This window comes from Streptomyces sp. NBC_01006 (assembly GCF_045162725.1).
In the GTDB taxonomy this organism is placed as follows: domain Bacteria; phylum Actinomycetota; class Actinomycetes; order Streptomycetales; family Streptomycetaceae; genus Streptomyces.
Genome location: NZ_CP108700.1, coordinates 2,269,920 through 2,286,545, shown reverse-complemented (window position 1 = coordinate 2,286,545; position 16,626 = coordinate 2,269,920). Strand labels below are relative to the sequence as shown.

Annotated in this window: 16 protein-coding genes; 10 read left to right on the top strand and 6 right to left on the bottom strand. The window is 73.2% G+C overall.

The window, feature by feature from the left end; genetic code table 11:
- The first annotated feature begins 9 nt into the window (after positions 1 to 9).
- Positions 10 to 1,449, top strand: coding sequence for an alkaline phosphatase PhoX (locus OG509_RS10345; protein ID WP_406181916.1), 1,440 nt, complete (start codon positions 10 to 12; stop codon positions 1,447 to 1,449).
- Positions 1,450 to 1,474: 25 nt separating this feature from the next.
- Here the strand turns inward: OG509_RS10345 and OG509_RS10340 are convergent, their stop codons facing one another.
- The 4 genes from OG509_RS10340 to OG509_RS10325 all read right to left on the bottom strand — a co-directional run bounded on the left by OG509_RS10340 (position 1,475) and on the right by OG509_RS10325 (position 4,834).
- Positions 1,475 to 1,660 carry a hypothetical protein gene (locus tag OG509_RS10340; protein WP_053688657.1) on the bottom strand — a complete coding sequence of 62 codons (186 nt, stop codon included), beginning with the start codon at positions 1,658 to 1,660 and terminating at the stop codon, positions 1,475 to 1,477.
- A 113-nt stretch (positions 1,661 to 1,773) separates the two neighbouring features.
- Positions 1,774 to 2,988, bottom strand: a complete 1,215-nt coding sequence (locus OG509_RS10335; RefSeq protein ID WP_406181914.1) for a TerD family protein — start codon at positions 2,986 to 2,988, stop codon at positions 1,774 to 1,776.
- A gap of 53 nt (positions 2,989 to 3,041) precedes the next feature.
- Positions 3,042 to 3,263, bottom strand: coding sequence for a hypothetical protein (locus OG509_RS10330; protein WP_406181912.1), 222 nt, complete (start codon positions 3,261 to 3,263; stop codon positions 3,042 to 3,044).
- A gap of 41 nt (positions 3,264 to 3,304) precedes the next feature.
- Complete coding sequence (locus tag OG509_RS10325) at positions 3,305 to 4,834, bottom strand: aldehyde dehydrogenase (NADP(+)) (protein WP_406181911.1); 1,530 nt, start codon at positions 4,832 to 4,834, stop codon at positions 3,305 to 3,307.
- A 146-nt stretch (positions 4,835 to 4,980) separates the two neighbouring features.
- Between OG509_RS10325 and OG509_RS10320 the strand changes: the two genes are divergently transcribed.
- From OG509_RS10320 to OG509_RS10290, 7 genes are all read left to right on the top strand, one after another.
- Positions 4,981 to 5,793: an IclR family transcriptional regulator gene (locus OG509_RS10320; protein ID WP_406181909.1), complete on the top strand. Its 813-nt coding sequence runs from the start codon at positions 4,981 to 4,983 to the stop codon at positions 5,791 to 5,793.
- A 93-nt stretch (positions 5,794 to 5,886) separates the two neighbouring features.
- A complete protein-coding gene (locus tag OG509_RS10315) occupies positions 5,887 to 6,885 on the top strand; it encodes a hypothetical protein (RefSeq protein ID WP_406181907.1) in 999 nt (332 codons plus the stop codon).
- Between the two features lie 69 nt (positions 6,886 to 6,954).
- Entirely contained in the window at positions 6,955 to 8,238 is a 1,284-nt protein-coding gene (locus tag OG509_RS10310; RefSeq protein ID WP_406181906.1) for a sensor histidine kinase, read from the top strand.
- A complete protein-coding gene (locus OG509_RS10305; protein WP_406181904.1) occupies positions 8,235 to 8,906 on the top strand; it encodes a response regulator in 672 nt (223 codons plus the stop codon). Before OG509_RS10310 ends, OG509_RS10305 begins: the two co-directional genes overlap by 4 nt.
- 62 nt (positions 8,907 to 8,968) lie before the next feature.
- Complete coding sequence (locus OG509_RS10300) at positions 8,969 to 10,417, top strand: peptidoglycan D,D-transpeptidase FtsI family protein (protein WP_406181902.1); 1,449 nt, start codon at positions 8,969 to 8,971, stop codon at positions 10,415 to 10,417.
- Between the two features lie 62 nt (positions 10,418 to 10,479).
- Positions 10,480 to 10,989: a GNAT family N-acetyltransferase gene (locus tag OG509_RS10295; RefSeq protein ID WP_406181901.1), complete on the top strand. Its 510-nt coding sequence runs from the start codon at positions 10,480 to 10,482 to the stop codon at positions 10,987 to 10,989.
- Between the two features lie 56 nt (positions 10,990 to 11,045).
- Complete coding sequence (locus tag OG509_RS10290; RefSeq protein WP_406181900.1) at positions 11,046 to 11,753, top strand: DsbA family oxidoreductase; 708 nt, start codon at positions 11,046 to 11,048, stop codon at positions 11,751 to 11,753.
- Between the two features lie 54 nt (positions 11,754 to 11,807).
- On the opposite strand, the gene OG509_RS10285 is transcribed toward OG509_RS10290, so the two are convergent.
- Positions 11,808 to 12,875, bottom strand: a complete 1,068-nt coding sequence (locus OG509_RS10285; protein ID WP_406181898.1) for a pyridoxal-phosphate-dependent aminotransferase family protein — start codon at positions 12,873 to 12,875, stop codon at positions 11,808 to 11,810.
- A gap of 78 nt (positions 12,876 to 12,953) precedes the next feature.
- On the opposite strand from OG509_RS10285, the gene OG509_RS10280 reads away from it, so the two are divergent.
- Together OG509_RS10280 and OG509_RS10275 are read left to right on the top strand one after the other, a co-directional pair.
- Positions 12,954 to 14,042, top strand: a complete 1,089-nt coding sequence (locus tag OG509_RS10280; protein ID WP_406181896.1) for an amidohydrolase family protein — start codon at positions 12,954 to 12,956, stop codon at positions 14,040 to 14,042.
- Between the two features lie 306 nt (positions 14,043 to 14,348).
- The gene (locus OG509_RS10275; protein ID WP_406181894.1) at positions 14,349 to 15,272 is read left to right on the top strand and encodes an SCO1860 family LAETG-anchored protein; all 924 of its coding nucleotides are present in this window, start codon (positions 14,349 to 14,351) and stop codon (positions 15,270 to 15,272) included.
- 52 nt (positions 15,273 to 15,324) lie between these two features.
- On the opposite strand, the gene OG509_RS10270 is transcribed toward OG509_RS10275, so the two are convergent.
- Positions 15,325 to 16,563: a CapA family protein gene (locus OG509_RS10270; RefSeq protein ID WP_406181892.1), complete on the bottom strand. Its 1,239-nt coding sequence runs from the start codon at positions 16,561 to 16,563 to the stop codon at positions 15,325 to 15,327.
- Positions 16,564 to 16,626: the final 63 nt, after the last annotated feature.

Sequence of the window (16,626 nt, the reverse complement as noted above, 5' to 3'; positions counted from 1 at the left end):
GGAGACCCGATGCCGCTCAGCCGTAGAGACTTCACCGCCCGCACCGTCATCGCCGGCGCGGGAGTCGCGCTCACCGGGACGGTCGGCGCACTCGCCACCGCCCCGGGAGCGCTGGCGGCCGACGACAGCACGCGGCGCGACGAGCACGGCCGGCCCTGTGAGCCCGGCTACGGCCCGCTCGTCGCGGACCCGGCCGGACTGCTCGCCCTCCCCGCCGGATTCAGCTACCGCGTGATCACCCACAGCGGGGTCACCACCCTCGACTCGGGCGAGTCCACCCCCTCCAACCACGACGGCACGGCCGCCTTCGAGGGCCACCGCGGGGTCACCCTCCTCGTCAACAACCACGAGCTCAAGGGCAAGCGGGCCGACTGGGCGCACCCCGTCCCGCTCACCGAGGGCCTCGTCTACGACCCGGCCGCGGCCGGCGGCTGCACGGTCGTCGAGGTCCGCCGCGGCGGCGAGGTCGCCGAATGGGTGGGCGTCGCCGGTACGTCCACCAACTGCGCGGGCGGCGCCACCCCCTGGGACACCTGGCTGACCTGCGAGGAGACCGAGGACCTCGCCGGCAAGAACGGCATGACCAAGGACCACGGATACGTCTTCGAGGTCGACCCGCACGACCGCCGTGCCAACCGCGACCCGAAGCCGGTCAAGGCCTTCGGCCGGTACGCCCACGAGGCCGTGGTCATCGACCCGCGCCACGGCCACGCGTACCTGACCGAGGACGCCTCCGGCCCCAACGGGCTGCTCTACCGCTGGACGCCGCCGAGCGGCTTCCGCCACGGGCGCGGCAGGCTCCGTACCCTCGCGGCCGACGCCGGCGTGCTCGCCGCCGCCAAGTGCTTCGACAGCGCGGGCCGGTTCGTCGACGACCTCTCGCGCGCGACGAAGATCGGCACCGTCTACGGGGTCGACTGGGTGACCGTGCCGGACCGCGACGCGCGGACGGTGTCCGTGCGCAAGCAGTTCGGGGAGGGCACGGTGACCCGCGCCCGCAAGCTGGAGGGCATGTGGTGGGCCGACGGGGGCACGTACTTCGTCTCCTCGTACGCCCGCGAGGAGAGCCCGGGCACGGCCCACGACGGCCAGGTGTGGTTCTACGACCCGAAGCGGCGCACGATCCGGCTGACGGTGGTGCTCGGGGTGAACGACGACCCGGCCAAGGACGGTTCCTTCGACGGCCCGGACAACATCACGGTCTCCCCGTACGGCGGCCTGGTCATCGCGGAGGACGGCAGCGGCCTGCAGCACCTGTTCGGCGCGACCGATTCGGGGCGCACGTACCCGCTGGCGCGCAACGAGCTGAACATGGGGACGGCGCAGGAGCCGGAGTACTCCGAGTTCACCGGTGTCTGCTTCTCCCCGGACGGGCGCACGCTGTACGCCAACATCCAGGAACCGGGCATCATGCTGGCCATCACCGGACCCTGGCGCCGCGCGCACTGACGCAGGGACGGCTGCGCCGCCGCCCTCACTGGGCGGCGGCGACCTCGGCGATATCGGTGCGGCTGGCGGCGGCCCATTCCTCCAGGAGGAACTCGTACGCCTCGGAGGGCCACTCGTCGTCCACCCGGGTCTCGACGAGGTGCCGTATCGCCTCGTTCGCCTCTGCGGCGGACGGGCGGGCGGGACCCGCGGGCCGGAGTGTGCTGTACATGCTTTCAAGGCTACGGGCGGGCACTGACAGGCACCCACCTATTAAGGGTGGAATCCATCACCTCGGCCCTCCGGCCGCCCGGTCACGGTCGCTCCATGTGCCCGCCCACCTGCTCAGAGTGTCTGCGAGCCGGGCTTGACCATTCCGCGCACTGTGCGGGACTTCACAAACTCTCCGATGGCCGTCATCTCCCATTCGCCCGAGAACTGGCGAATCAGCTTCGCCATCATGACCCCGGTCTGCGGTTCGGCACCGGTGAGGTCGAAGCGCACCAGCTCCTCCCCGCTCGCCGCGTCGATCAGGCGGCAGTAGGCCTTGGCGACCTCGCTGAACTTCTGGCCGGAGAAGGAGTTGACCGTGAAGACCAGGCCCGTGGCTTCGGCGGGCAGCCGCCCGAGATCCACGACGATCACCTCGTCGTCCCCGGCGCCCTCGCCGGTGAGGTTGTCGCCCGAGTGCTTGATGGCGCCGCCCAGGATGGACAGCTTGCCGAAGTAGCAGCTGTCGATGTGGTTGCGCTGCGGGCCGTACGCGATCACGGAGGCGTCGAGGTCGATGTCCCGGCCGCGGAACGCCGGCTCCCAGCCCAGGCCCATCTTCACCTGGGAGAGCAGCGGGCGGCCGTTCTTGACGAGCGAGACGGTCTGGTTCTTCTGGAGGCTGACCCGGCCCTTGTCGAGGTTGATCTTCCCGGTGCCGGGCGCGGCGGCCGGGGCGGCGGCGGGCGGGGCGGCCGGGGCAGGCGGAGCCGCGGCGGGCGTGACGGGGGCGGGCGCGGCGAGGGCAGCCGCGGTCGCTCTGGGCGCGGCGGGCGGCGGGGTGGGCTCCTCGTCCACGGAGACCCCGAAGTCCGTCGCGATCCCGGCGAGGCCGTTCGCGTACCCCTGGCCGACCGCGCGCACCTTCCACACGCCGCCGCGCTGGTAGACCTCGACGACCACGAGCGCGGTCTCGGCACCGAGCTGCGGCGGGGTGAAGGAGGCGATCACCGCGCCGGTCTCGGCGTGCCGCACGGTGGCGGTGGGCTCGATGCCCTGGAACGTCTGACCTGCGGCGTCGGGGCTGGCCGTGACCACGATCCGCTCGATGCCCGGCGGCAGGGCGCCCGTGTCGACGGTGATCGAGTCCGGCGCCGCACCGCCGCCGGACCGGTAGCTGACACCGGGCCCGGACGGCTGGTTGTAGAAGATGAAGTCGGCGTCGGAGCGCACCTTGCCGTCCGCCGCGAGGAGCAGTCCCGACACGTCGAGCCGCACCGGGGCAGCCACGTCCACCGTCACACGGACGGTGTTGAGCGGCAGGTTGGAACCTGGGGTCATAGCGGTCATGCCCGGAGAACGACCGGAGGCGCTTTGCCGTTCCCTTACCCTCGCGGCAGATTTCAGCGCCGGTTGCGGGGGTGGTTCCTCGCCGTCCGCTCGTTGCCGAACTTGTACGCGCCCGTCCAGCGGGCCATCACGAGCTGCGCGTCGCCGGACTCCACCTCGGCGAGGAACTTCTCGGCCCGGCCGCCGCGCAGGGTGCTCGCGGCCCGCCCCTGGTGCGTGATGACCACGCTGGCGTCGGCGCGCTGTTCGTACGTGAATCCGTGAGGTCTCGGCATGACCGGCAGCCTGCCCCGCGCGCCCGGGGCGGGCAACGGATTTACGGGGCGGGGGGCGTGACCCGGCGCGGCAGTCCCAGCGGGTTCGCCTCGCGCAGCTCCGCCGGAAGCAGCGGGTCCGGCACCGACTGGTAGACCACCGGCCGCAGCCAGCGCTCGACGGCGGTGCCGCCGACCGAGGTGGAGTGCGAGGTCGCCGCCGGGTACGGGCCGCCGTGGTGCTGGGCCGGGGCCACCGCGACCCCGGTCGGCCAGCCGTTGACCAGGATCCGCCCGGCCAGCGCCGTGACCTGCGCGATCAGCTCCGCCGCCGGGCCCGGGCCGCCGTCGGTCTCGGCCGCGGAGAGCTGGAGCGTGGCGCTCAGGTTCCCGGGGAGCCGGCCGAGCACCGACCCCGCCTCGCCCTGGTCCGCGTACCGTACGACCACGGTCACCGGTCCGAAGCACTCCTCCAGCAGCACCTCGTACGCGCCGCCCTCCAGCAGGCTCGCGGCCGGCACGGTCAGGTACCCCGCGCCGACGGTGTGCTCGCCGCCGGAGCCCGGGGTGACGGGCGCGGAGACAGTGGGCAGCGCGGCCCGCTCGCGCACGCCGGAGATGAAGTTCTCCCGCATCCGGTGGTCGAGCAGGACACCCGGCTCGGTCTCGCCGAGCGCCTTCGTCAGCGCGCCGGTCAGCCGGTCGCCGTCCGCGCCCTCGGGGACCAGGACCAGGCCCGGCTTGACGCAGAACTGGCCGACCCCGAGGGTGACCGAGCCCGCGAGTCCGGCGGCGATCTCCTCGGCGCGCTCGGCGGCGGCCGCGGGCGTGACCACGACGGGGTTGAGGGAGCCGAGTTCGCCGTGGAAGGGGATGGGGACGGGCCGGGCGGCGGCCGCGTCGAACAGCGCCCGCCCGCCCCGGATGGAACCGGTGAATCCGGCGGCGGAGACGAGCGGGTGGCGGATCAGCTCCAGGCCCGCGTCGAACCCGTGGACGACGGCGACCACTTCGGCCGGCAGCCCGGACGCCACGGCCGCCCGGCGCAGCAGCGAGGCGCACAGCTCGGAGGTGGCCGGGTGGTCGGGGTGCGCCTTGACGACCACCGGGCAGCCGGCGGCCAGCGCGCTCGCGGTGTCCCCGCCGGGGACGGAGAACGCGAGCGGGAAGTTGGAGGCGGCGTAGACCGCGACCACGCCCAGCGGCACCTTGTAGCGGCGCAGCTCGGGGCGGGGCGGGACGGCGCCGGGATCGGGGCGGTCGATGCGGATGTCGAGGTACGCGCCCTCGTCCACGGCGTCGGCGAAGGCCCGCAGCTGGCCGGTGGTGCGGGCGAGTTCGCCGGTGAGCCGGCCCGGGCCGAGGGCGGTCTCTGCGTCGGCGGCCTCGATCACGTGGGCCGCGGCCTCGTCGAGCAGCTCGGCGGCCGCGCGCAGGAAGGCCGCGCGGGCGGTGCGGTCGCCGAGGGCGGCGCGGGCCGCGTGGGCGGCGCGTACGGCCTCGTCCACCTCGCCGGACGTGGCTTCGACGGCAACTTGCTCGCGCTGCTTCCCGGTGCGGGGGTCCACACTCCAGACTGGTGTTGCTGCCATGGCGCACTGCCTCCTGGATCTCGCTGACCCGCGCGGTGGCGTTCAGTATTCTGAACGCCGTTCCGATGGATGGATGATCACATCCGTTCCGGACTCTATTTCCGGGTCTTCCGCGTTGACAAGGGACAAGAGGGGCAAGAAGGCGAATGACCACTGGTGAACCGGGCGGATCCGGCGCGCAATCGGAAGGGTCCGAGGGCCCGGGGGCGCCGGCGGCCGTCAAATCGGCCGTCCGTACGGTCCTGTTGCTGGAGCACTTCGCGGCCCGGCCCGGACTGCACAGCCTGGCCGAGATCCAGCACGACCTCTCGCTGCCCAAGTCCAGCCTCTACATGCTGCTGCGCACCCTGGTGAACCTGGGGTGGGTGGAGACGGACGCGACGGGCACGCGGTACGGCATCGGCGTACGGGCCCTGCTCGTCGGCAGCTCGTACATCGACGGGGACGAGGTCGTCGCCGCGGCCCGGCCCACCCTGGACCGGCTCTCCGACGACACGACCGAGACCATCCACCTGGCCCGCAGGGACGGCACGAGCGTGGTCTACCTGGCCACCCGCCCGTCCCAGCACTACCTGCGGCCGTTCACACGGGTCGGTCGGCGGCTGCCCGTGCACTCGACCGCGCTGGGCAAGGCGCTGCTGGCGACCCACTCCGACGAGGAGGTACGGGCGCTGCTGCCGCGGCGGCTGGAGGCGGTCACCGAGCACACGATCACCGACCGGGAGCAGCTCGTGGAGGAGCTGGCGCTGGTACGGGAGCAGGGTTACGCGGTGGACCGGGAGGAGAACACGCTCGGGCTGCGCTGCTTCGGGGTGGCGGTGCCGTACCGGACGCCGGCCCGTGACGCGGTGAGCTGCTCGATCCCGGTGGCCCGGCTGACGGAGGATCACGAACAGCGGATCAAGGCGGCGCTGTTCGAGGCGCGGGACCGGCTCTCGGTGGCGACCCGGCGCATGTGAGGCGGTGGACGGGGAGGTTCCTCCCCCGGGCGGGGGAGGCGGTTCCCCTTCGAGGGGGAGGTGGCGGGCCGGCGGAGACGGGACCGTTGAGGCATGAACACACGAGCGGTGAACTCGAACGAGACGGCGGGCACGGTCGCGGCGCAGTCGACGGGTGCCGGCCCGGGGACCGGGCGCAGGGTCCTGGGGGCGGCGGCTCTGGCCGCCACCGTGCCGTACCTGTGCCTCAAGGGAGCCTGGGTGGCGGGGAGCCGCATCGGGATACCGGACGGCAGCGTGCTGCTGGGACCGGGGATGTTCTTCAAGGTGGCGAACGCCGTCACGCTGGTCATGGACGCGGCCGTCATCGTGCTCGTGCTGGTGTTCACCCGGCCCTGGGGCAGACGGGTGCCGTCATGGCTGCTGACCCTTCCGGTGTTCCTCGCCACCGGACTGCTCGTGCCGATCGTCGTGGCCTTCCCCGGCCAACTCCTCGTGAGGGCGGTGGGGCTGGGGCCGGACGCGGCCGCGCAGGCGGCCAGGGAGCCCTTCCTCGACCCCTGGGTGTTCAACGTCGTCTACGGCGGTTTCATCGTGCAGGCCATAGCCCTGGCCGCGCTGTTCGTCCCCTATGCGCGGGAGCGCTGGGGCAGCCTGTGGCAGGGCGTCCAGGGGGAGCGGCTCCCGTCACCCACGGGGGTGGTGGCGGGAGCCGCCGCGGCGCTGGCCGTGGCCGTGGCAGCGGTGGAGTTCACCTGGGCCTTCGGAGGTACGGCCTGGCTCAGCGCGTCACAGATCGCGCAGTTCACCCCCGAAACGGGCGTGGTGTTCGCCACCTACGGGATGTGCGCTCTGGTCGCGGGGGCGGGAGCCGTGAACCTGGCCCGGGGCGGGGCCCGGCAGGCCCGGTGGGCGCTGGCCGTCGCATGGACCGGGGCGGCGGCCGCGGCGAGTTGGGGGCTGTGGTTGCTGATCTCCACCATGGGCACCGTCGATCCCGCGAAGGAGGTCACCGTCGGGATGGTCCTGACCTACGCTGGCCAGATGATCACCGGCCTGCTCGCCGCAGCCGTCCTGGCCCGGTTCCTCGCCTCACGCCCCCGCACTGCGTGACGGGGCCGACGGGGGCGGTGGAAAGGGCAAGGTCGGCGGGATTCCGGGGGCGACGGGATGGGGACGGGGATGCGGGCCGGTGTGGGCCTGGTGCTGGGGGCGCGGGCCCGGCTGCGCTGGGTGCACCTGGTCCTCGGCGGGGCCCTGCTGATGCCGTACTTCCTCCTCGCCCAGGTGGTGGTCGGCGTCTGGGCCGGCCAGGGCGGCTTCTTCAGCTCGATCCCGGTGACCTTCGCCTCGTACGGGCTGTCCCTGCCGCTGGCCGCCGCCACCGCCGTGTTCGGGCTCGTCCGGCCGCTGTCGGCCGGAGCCGTACGGGCCCTGTGCGGGGTGCCGGGCGAGCGGCTGGCCGCGGGGCCGGCCCGGTCCTGGGCGGCGCGGGGGCGGACCTCGGCCTGGTGGACCCTGCACCTGGGGGTCGGCGCGGTGCTCAGCGGGATCAGCCTCGCGGTACCGCCCATGGCGGTGGTGCTGATCGCGCTGCCGTTCGTGAGCGGGCTGCGGAGCGCCGAGCTGGGGCTGGGCCGGCTCAGCACCGGCGCCGCGCCGTACGTCGCCCCGCTGCTCGGGATCGGGCTGCTGGGCGGGCTGGCCCTGTGCGCCGCCGCGGCCGGTGCGCTGCTGGCCCGGATGGCCCCCGTGCTGCTCGGGCCGACGGCGGCGGACCGGCTCGCCGCGGCCGAGGAGCGGGCCGCCGACCTGGCCGTGCGCAACCGGCTGGCCCGGGAGCTGCACGACGCGGTCGGGCACGCCCTGAGCGCCGTCAGCCTCCAGGCGGTCGCCGCCCGGCGGGTGCTCGACAGCGACCCCGGGTTCGTACGGGAGGCACTGGCCGCGATCGAGGACACCACCCGGCGGACGGTGGGCGAGCTCGACGCCGTGCTCGGCCTGCTGCGGGACGCAGACCCGGCCCGGTCCGACGCCGCGCCCGCCCCGACCCTCGCCGCCGACCTCGACGGGCTGCTGGCCCGCACCCGGGCCGCCGGGACCGCCGTCACCGTCCACCAGGACCCCGGACCGGCCGGGAACTGGGAGCAGCTCCCGGCGATCGCCTCCCGCGAGGCGTACCGGATCGTCCAGGAGGGCCTGAGCAACGCCCTGCGCCACGGCACGGGCCCCGTCGGACTGTGGATCGCCGTACGGGACACCGAAGAGGGCACCCTTCGTGAACTGGAGATCACCATGACCAATCCACCGGGCCCCGCCGGGCCGCAGCCCCGTACCACCGGGGGGCGCGGGCTGCGCGGCGCCGCCGAGCGGGCCACCCTGCTCGGCGGCCGCGTCGAAGCCGGCCCGCACCGGGGGCAGTGGCGGCTGCGGGCCGTCCTCCCGCTCGGCGCGGGCTCCCGATGACCGCCGGGAGCCGGCCGCCGCTGCGCATCGTGCTCGCCGACGACGAGCGGATGGTCCGCACCGCCCTGCGGGTCATCCTCGAAGCGGAACCCGATCTGGAGGTCGTCGGCGAGGCGGCCACCGGTGCCGAGGCCGTCCCGCTGGTCCGCTCCCTGGCCCCCGACGTGGTGCTGATGGACGTCCGGATGCCCGAGATCGACGGCATCCGGGCCACCGAGCAGATCATCGCCACCCTGGCAGAACCGCCCCGGATCGTGGTCGTCACCACCTTCGAGAACGACGCGTACGTCTACGACGCGCTGCGCGCGGGCGCCGCCGGGTTCCTCCTGAAGCGGGCCGAGCCCGACGAGCTGATCGCCGCGGTCCGCCTCGTCGCCCGCGGCGACAGCCTGCTCTTCCCGGCGGCCGTCCGCGCCCTGGCCGCGTCCCACGCGCCCGGCGGCCGGGGCCCCGCCGCCCCCTGGGTGGCGCGGCTCACCGACCGGGAGGCCGACGTACTGCGCCTGATGGCCACCGGACTGTCCAACCACGAGATGAGCGACCGCCTCGGCGTCGGCCCGCAGACGGTCAAGACCCACGTCGCCGCGGTCCTCTCCAAGACCGGGTCCCGCGACCGCACCCAGGCGGTCATCGCGGCCTACGAGGGCGGCTTCATGAAGAAAGGCTGAGAACCCGGCCACAATCGGGGCAGAGCGGAACGCTCGGGGGCCTTGGCGCGTCCTTCTGGGGGATGAACAAAACGATCAGGCGTGCGTCGGTCTTCTGTCTGCTCCTGGTGCTGGCCCTTCTGGTGCGGGTCACCTGGGTGCAGGCCTACCAAGGCCGGGCCCTCGCGGACAACGAGAACAACCGGCGGAACCTCATCGGGCAGTACGAGAACCCGCTGGGCAACATCATCGTGGGCGGGGAGGCGATCACCGGCTCGGTGAAGACGGACGGAAAGGACTTCGGCTACAAGCGCACGTACGTCGACGGCCCGCTCTACGCGCCGCTCACCGGCTACAGCTCCCAGGCCTTCGGCACGAGCATGCTGGAGGGCGTCTACAAGAAGATCCTCAACGGGTCCGACGACCGGCTCAAGACGGTGATGGACATGCTCACCAACAAGCGGGCAGCGCCGGGCAACGTGCTGACCACCGTCGACAAGGACGTGCAGAAGGCCGCGTACGACGCGCTCCAGGGCAAGCAGGGCGCCGCCGTCGCCATCGACCCGGCGACCGGCGAGATCCTCGCCATCGTGAACAACCCCTCCTTCGATCCGGGCAGCATCGCCGGCGCCAACGACAAGGCCGCCTGGGAGAAGCTGATCGAGGACAAGGGCAAGGCCCTGGAGAACGTGGCCCTGCGCAAGCCGCAGGCGCCCGGCTCCACCTTCAAACTGGTCACCCTCGCGGCGGCCATCGAGAACGGGCTGGTCACCAACCTCGACGCGCCGACCGGCACCCCGGACCCGTACACGATCCCCGGGACCCGGACCCAGCTGCCCAGCGAGGCGGGCTCCGCGGCCTGCAACAACGTCTCGGCGCGCACCGCGCTGCGGCTGTCCTGCAACAACGTCTTCGCGGAGCTGGCGCACAAGCTCGGCCAGGACAAGATGCGGGCGATGGCCGAGAAGCTCGGTTTCAACACCGAGATCGCGACGCCCGTCACCGCCCGCCCGGCGAGCAAGTACCCGACGAACAAGATGTCCGTCGACCAGGTCGCACAGACCGGTATCGGCCAGTTCGACGTGCAGGCCACCCCGCTCCAGATGGCGATGGTGACCGCCGCGATCGAGAACGGAGGCAAGCTCGTCGCCCCGCACTCGGTCTCCGAGGTCACCGACGCGAACGGCAACGTGCTGGAGAGCTTCAAGGACCCGAAGTCCGAGCAGGTCATGAAGGCCAGGACCGCTTCGATGCTCCAGGACGCCATGCGGACGGTCGCCACCGAGGGCGGCGGCAAGCCCGCGCAGGTGGCGGGCGCCGAGGTGGGCGGCAAGACCGGTACCGCGCAGCGCGGCGTGAACAACAGCCTGCCGCCGCTGGCCTGGTTCACCTCGTACGGCAAGCTCGGCGGCAAGCAGATCGCGGTTGCCGTGGTGATCGAGAACTCGGACACCGACCGCTCCGAGATCGGCGGCGGCAAGCTCGCCGCCCCCATCGCCCAGAAGATGATGGAGGCGTGGCTGAAGAAGTAGCCGCGCCGACCGCTCCACGACGCGCCGGGAACCGACATGGCTCCCGGCGCGTTTTCTTTCCCATGATCAGAACCGCGCTGTCCGCAGATCTCGATGCCATAGCGGCCCTCCACACCCGGGCCCGGGCCACCTACTACCGTGGCCGGATCCCCGAGGACGCCTACGCCGGCGAGGCCGAACTCGCGCGGACGCGCGAGGGCTGGTCGCTGGCGGTCGCCCGGGCCGCGGGCGAGGGCGGGGTGCTGTGCGCCGAGCAGGACGGGCAGCTCACGGGGGTCGCCGCCTTCCGCACGGCGGACGGCGAGACGACGCTCACCCAGCTGCACGTGGACCCGGTCCACTGGCGCCGGGGCACCGGGGCCGCCCTGCACGCGGCCTGCGTCGACGCGTGGCGGCGGGCCGGGATCGGCCGGGTCCGGCTGGAGGTCTACGAACACAACCTCCGGGCCCAGGCCTTCTACGCCCGGCAGGGCTGGCACCCGGATCCGGCGGGTGCGGAGCGGTCCGGCTCGCACCTCACGCTGTGGCTCAGCGTCGGGTCCGGGGAATGCGACGCCCCGACAGGTGGTTGAACCCGAAACCGCCCATCACGGGACGTCCCGTCCCGGAACAAGGAGAGAAAAGGATCATGCGCGTCGAGATCTGGAGCGACATCGCCTGCCCCTGGTGCTACATCGGCAAGGCCCGGTTCACGAAGGGGCTGGCCGAGTTCGCGCACCGCGACGAGGTGGAGGTCGTCTTCCGGTCCTTCGAGCTCGACCCGAACAGCCCCAAGGGCACGACGGCGCCGGTCCTGGAGATGCTAGCCAAGAAGTACGGCCGCACCCTCGAAGAGGCGCGCGGCATGGAGGAGCACGTCGCCGCGAGCGCGCGGGCGGAGGGGCTGACGTACCGCACCGACGGCCGCGACCACGGCAACACCTTCGACATCCACCGCCTGCTGCACCTGGCCGCCGCCCGCGGCCGCCAGGAGGAGCTGCTCGACCTCGCCTACCGGGCGAACTTCGCGCAGGAGCGGTCGGTGTTCGACGCCGAGGTGCTGGTCGCCCTCGCGGTCGAGGCGGGCCTGGACGAGGCGGAGGCCCGTACGGTCCTCGCGGACGACACCGCCTACGCCGCCGAGGTGCGGGCGGACGAGCGCGAGGCGGCGGAACTCGGCGCCAACGCCGTGCCGTTCTTCGTCCTCGACCGCCGCTACGGGATCTCCGGCGGCCAGCCCGCCGAGGTGTTCACCCAGGCCCTGGAACAGGCCTGGGCCGGCCGCGAGGTCCCCGAGCCCGCCGCCGAAGCCGAGGCCTGCACCCCGGAAGGCGCCTGCCCGGTCCCCCGGTCCTGACCAAGGCGCGGCCCGGCCCCGGGTTGCCCGCGGCTCCGGCCCCGGGCAACCCGGTCAGTGCAGGGTTTCCGACCAGGCGGCCTCCGCGGCGGCCAGGGCATCGGCGGGGTCCGTCCCGAGGGCCGTGGCCAGGGCCGTCAGGGACGTGAGGACCGCATCGAGGGATGCCGCCCGGCCGTAGTGGTTGACGCGGATCATCTCCCCGGCCGCCGAAACCGGGGCCGCGGGGGCGGCGGCCAGGGCCTTGGCCGCCACCAGGGAGGCCTCCGGTACGCGGAGCGTGGTGGCCACGGGAGCCGCCTCCTCGGGGCGGGTGACGTACGGGGCGAGGCCCAGCGGCTGCGCGCCCGCGCGGGTCGCCGCCGCGGCGGCGGCGTGCCGGGCCATCACCGCCGACAGCCCCTCGGCCCCGATCCGGTCCAGGCAGGCCTCCAGCGCCAGCATCTCCAGCTGCGCCGGGGCGTGCGGCAGCGCCCCCCGGCCCGCGCCGATCCAGCGCTCCTTCCAGTCCAGGAGGGAGAGGTACGAACGGCGCGGGGCGGCCGGGTTCTCCGCGAAGCGGGCCCACGCGCGGTCCGAGACCGACACCGCCGAGACCCCCGCCGGGCCGCCCATCGCCTTCTGGGCGCCGATCACGCACAGGTCCACGCCCCACGCGTCCGGCAGCAGCGGCTCCGCGCCCACCGAAGCCACCGCATCCAGCATGAACAGCGCCCCGTGGGCCCGCACCGCCTCGCCGATCTCCGCCACCGGGTTGGTGTTCCCGGTCGCCGCCTCCGCGTGGACCAGCGAGACGAAGTCGATCTGCGGGTGCTCGGCCAGCGCCCGGGCCACCTGCTCGGCCGTCACCGCCGTGTCGAACGGCACCGCCAGGTCCACCACGCCCGCACCGCAGTCGCGCAGCCAGTTGCCGAAGGTGTTGCCGTACGGGCCGGTCACCACGTTCAGCGCCGTCGAACCGGGCCGTGCCCCCGACCGGATACACCCCTCCAGCGGCAGCAGCGCCTCGCCCTGGGTGATCACCACTTCGTGCCGGGTGGAGAGGAGGTCCGCGACCCCCTGCTCGATCGACGCGAAGCGCTCCGCCGTGAGCGGCGGGAGGTCCAGCAGGGGGTGCGTCACGGTGGTGCTCTCTCTTCGTCCGCTGCGTCCGGGGTCTACCCGCACGAGCGTACCGAGACCGCACGTACAGTGCGGAACATGACCGATGACGTGCTGCATGTGAAGGGGCGTGTGCTCGTCGGACCCGACGACGCGCGCGACGAGCTCTGGGTGGTCGGCGGCCGGATCTCGTACGAACGGCCGCACGGGGCCCGGGAGATCACCACGGTGTCCGGCTGGGCCCTGCCCGGTCTGGTGGACGCGCACTGCCACGTGGGGCTCGACGCCCACGGCCCGGTCGACGCGGAGACCGCCGAACGCCAGGCCCTGACCGACCGCGACGCCGGCACCCTGCTCATCCGCGACGCCGGATCCCCCTCCGACACCCGCTGGATCGACGACCGCGAGGACCTGCCGAAGATCATCCGGGCCGGCCGCCACCTCGCCCGCCCACGCCGCTACATCCGTAACTTCGCCCACGAGATCGAGCCGGCCGACCTCGTCGCGTACGTGGGCCGCGAGGCGCGGCGCGGCGACGGCTGGGTCAAGCTGGTGGGTGACTGGATCGACCGCGAGGTCGGGGACCTGGCGCCCTGCTGGCCGCGGGCCGAGGTCGAGGCGGCCATCGCCGAGGCGCACCGGCTCGGCGCCCGCGTCACCGCGCACTGCTTCGCGGAGGACTCGCTGCGCGACCTGGTCGAGGCGGGCATCGACTGCATCGAGCACGCCACCGGGCTCACTGAGGACACCATCCCGCTGTTCGCGGAGCGCGGGGTGGCGATCGTCCCGACGCTCGTGAACATCGCGACGTTCCCGAAGATGGCGGCGGGCGGCGAGACCAAGTTCCCGCGCTGGTCGGCGCACATGAGGCGGTTGCACGAGCGCCGCTACGACACCGTGCGGGCCGCCTACGACGCGGGCATCGGCGTGTACGTCGGCACCGACGCGGGGGGTTCCCTGCCGCACGGCCTGGTCGCGGCCGAGGTCGCGGAGCTGGTGCGGGCCGGGATCCCGGCCCTTGAGGCCCTCTCGGCGACGACGTGGGCGGCGCGCGAGTGGCTGGGCAGGCCGGGCCTGTCCGAGGGGGCGCCGGCGGACCTCGTGGTCTACGACGCCGACCCGCGAGCCGACGTACGGGCGCTGGCGCAGCCGCGGCGCGTCGTCGTGAACGGCAAGGTCCGCGCCTGAGGACGGAGTTGACACTCCGGTTGACGTGTCGCGTGACGCCGGTGGCCCGGTGGTCGTTGTGAACGGCCGCCCGGGCACCGGCGTCGGCGTGTTCTCCACATCTGTGTGGCGGAAAAGAACTCCCGTTCCTCGTGATGCGTAGTTAATCGAATGCGCGCACGGAAACCACCCTTTGGGATGAACTCACTTCAGGTTGTCACCCGTTCACTCTCCGTGCGTAAAGATTCCCAGGGTTAGAGGCCGTCGGCGCGCGATGTCCCCCATTGGCGGCGCGACGGCTCCCATCTCCCCGGGGGTTCCACCACCTTGAACAGCAACACCTTCCGCATGCCCGCAGCCGTCCTGATCGCCACCGGAGCGGTCGCCCTGCTCACCGCCCCGCCCGCCCTCGCCACCGGAGGCGGCGGCTCCACCGGCGGGGGCGAGGGCAAGGCCGGTGCGGTCGTCCTGCGTGCCGGCCTCGACGTGGGCCTGCTCAACAAGACCGTCCACGTGCCGCTGACGACCACCCTCAACGAGGTCAGCGCCCCCGCGACGGCACAGAAGACCGCCCTGTCCGTGACCCTGGACGGGGTCGAGGGAGGGCAGCCGGTGAGCGTGCTGCGCGCCGACGTGGCCACCTCCGAGGCCACCGCCGACAAGAACCGCGCCGAGGCGGAGGCCAACCTGGCCAACGCCAAGGTGCACGTGCCGGGGCTGCCCGTGCTCTCCCTGATCCAGGTGGAGAAGGTCACCTCCAAGGCCGTGTGCGAGGCGGGCAAGAAGCCCGTGGCCAGCTCGAACGTGCTGGGTTCTGTCACCGTGCTCGGCAAGAAGGTCACCCTCTCGACCGGCGGCCCGACCAAGGTGGAGATCCCCAAGGTCGGCATGGTCAGCCTGGAGCTCTCCGGTACCCAGACCACCTCCACCACGGCCGCCGCGGCCGCGCTCCGGCTGAAGGTGTCCGTGAACCCGCTGGACCTGAACGTGGCTCAGGTCGAGGGCGAGGTCGTGCTCGCCGAGGCGCACTGCGAATCCCCCGCCGGGGCGCCGGCCCCCGAACCCTCGGCGAACTCCGACATCAAGCCGCAGGCGGGAGTCTCCGGCACCGGTACCGGCATCACCACCGAGGCCAACCTGGCCGAGACCGGCGGCGGTTCGGTGACCCCGTACGTCGCGGGCGGTGCGCTGGTCCTGCTCGGCATCGGGGCGGCCGCACTGGTCGTGACCCGGCGCGGCCGCACCTCGTAACCTCACCGCCTCGTAACCTCGCCGCCTCGCACGGGAGATGGCCCCGGGGCGCTCAGCGGGTGGCGCGCTCCAGGCCCTGCTTGTCCGCTCCGCGCGCCAGCACCGCCTCGCCGACCTGCTTGTCGACGGCGGCGTACGCGGACTTCGTGGCGGCCCCGAGCCCCGGGTCGGAGGCGGCGCAGGAGGTGCAGACGACGCGGAACGGCGGGTTCATGTCCGAGTACTGCGTGAGGTACTCGGCCTTGGTCACGTCCCAGCGGCCGGGGTGGGCGGCCGACGGAGTGAAGGTGAAGCGCGGGATCGAGGACATGTTGCCGCGCGCCTGGTCGGCCTCGTAGAAGCTGGCGACCTGGTCGCCCATGCCGAAGACGACCCACGTGCCGTTGATCTTCTCGTAGGGCTGCGGCACGTGGTTGTGCGTCCCGATGATCAGATCGATGTCGGGGAGCCCGTCCGAGCCGCGCGAGGCGGTCAGCGCCTGCGCCAGATCGCGCTGCTGCTGGTCGGGAGCCGTCTGCCACTCGGTGCCCCAGTGGACGCTGAGGACGACGACGTTCGCGCCGGCCGCCCGGGCCGCGCGGGCGTCGGCGATGATCCGGTTCTGGTCGATCAGGTTGACGGACCAGGGCTTGCCGGCCGGGACCGGGATGCCGTTCGTCCCGTACGTGTAGTCCAGCTGGGCGACCTTGGCGCCGCCGGCGGAGAGCACCGCCGGGGCCTTGGCCTCATCGGCGCTGCGGGCCGAGCCGACGTGCTTGATGCCGACCCGGTCGAGGTGCTCCAGGGTGCGGACGAGACCGTCGTAGCCGTCGTCCAGGGTGTGGTTCGAGCCGGTCGAACAGCTGTCGTACCCGGCGTCCTTCAGGGCGTCGGCCAGCTGGTGCGGGGCCTTGAAGGCGGGATATCCGGTGTAGGGGCCGCCGGGCCGGCCGTACGGTATCTCGTGGTGGCATATCGCCAGGTCGGCGGCGGCCACCAGGGGTTTGACCCCCGCGAATATCTTCCGGAAGTCGTGGCTCTGGCCGCTGCCCCGGGCGTCGTCCGCGGCCCGCTGGACGATCGACGGGTACGGGATGATGTCGCCGGTCGCGACCAGCGTGAACGGCTTGGCGCCGGCGGGCGCCGTGGGACTCGCCTTGTCCTGGCCGGCCTTGCCCTGGCCGGGCTTGGCCCGGAGCTGCTGCTCGCCGGCGTCCTTGCCGTGGTCGAGCAGGCTCGGCAGGGCGAGGATCCCGCCGGCTATGGCCGCCACCGCGGCCACGGCCAAAGCCGTGCTGGCTGATGTCTTCATTCCGGACCCCCCGGGGCTTCCCTGCTGATGCCGAGATCATCGCCTACCTCCGGCCGCCCCGCC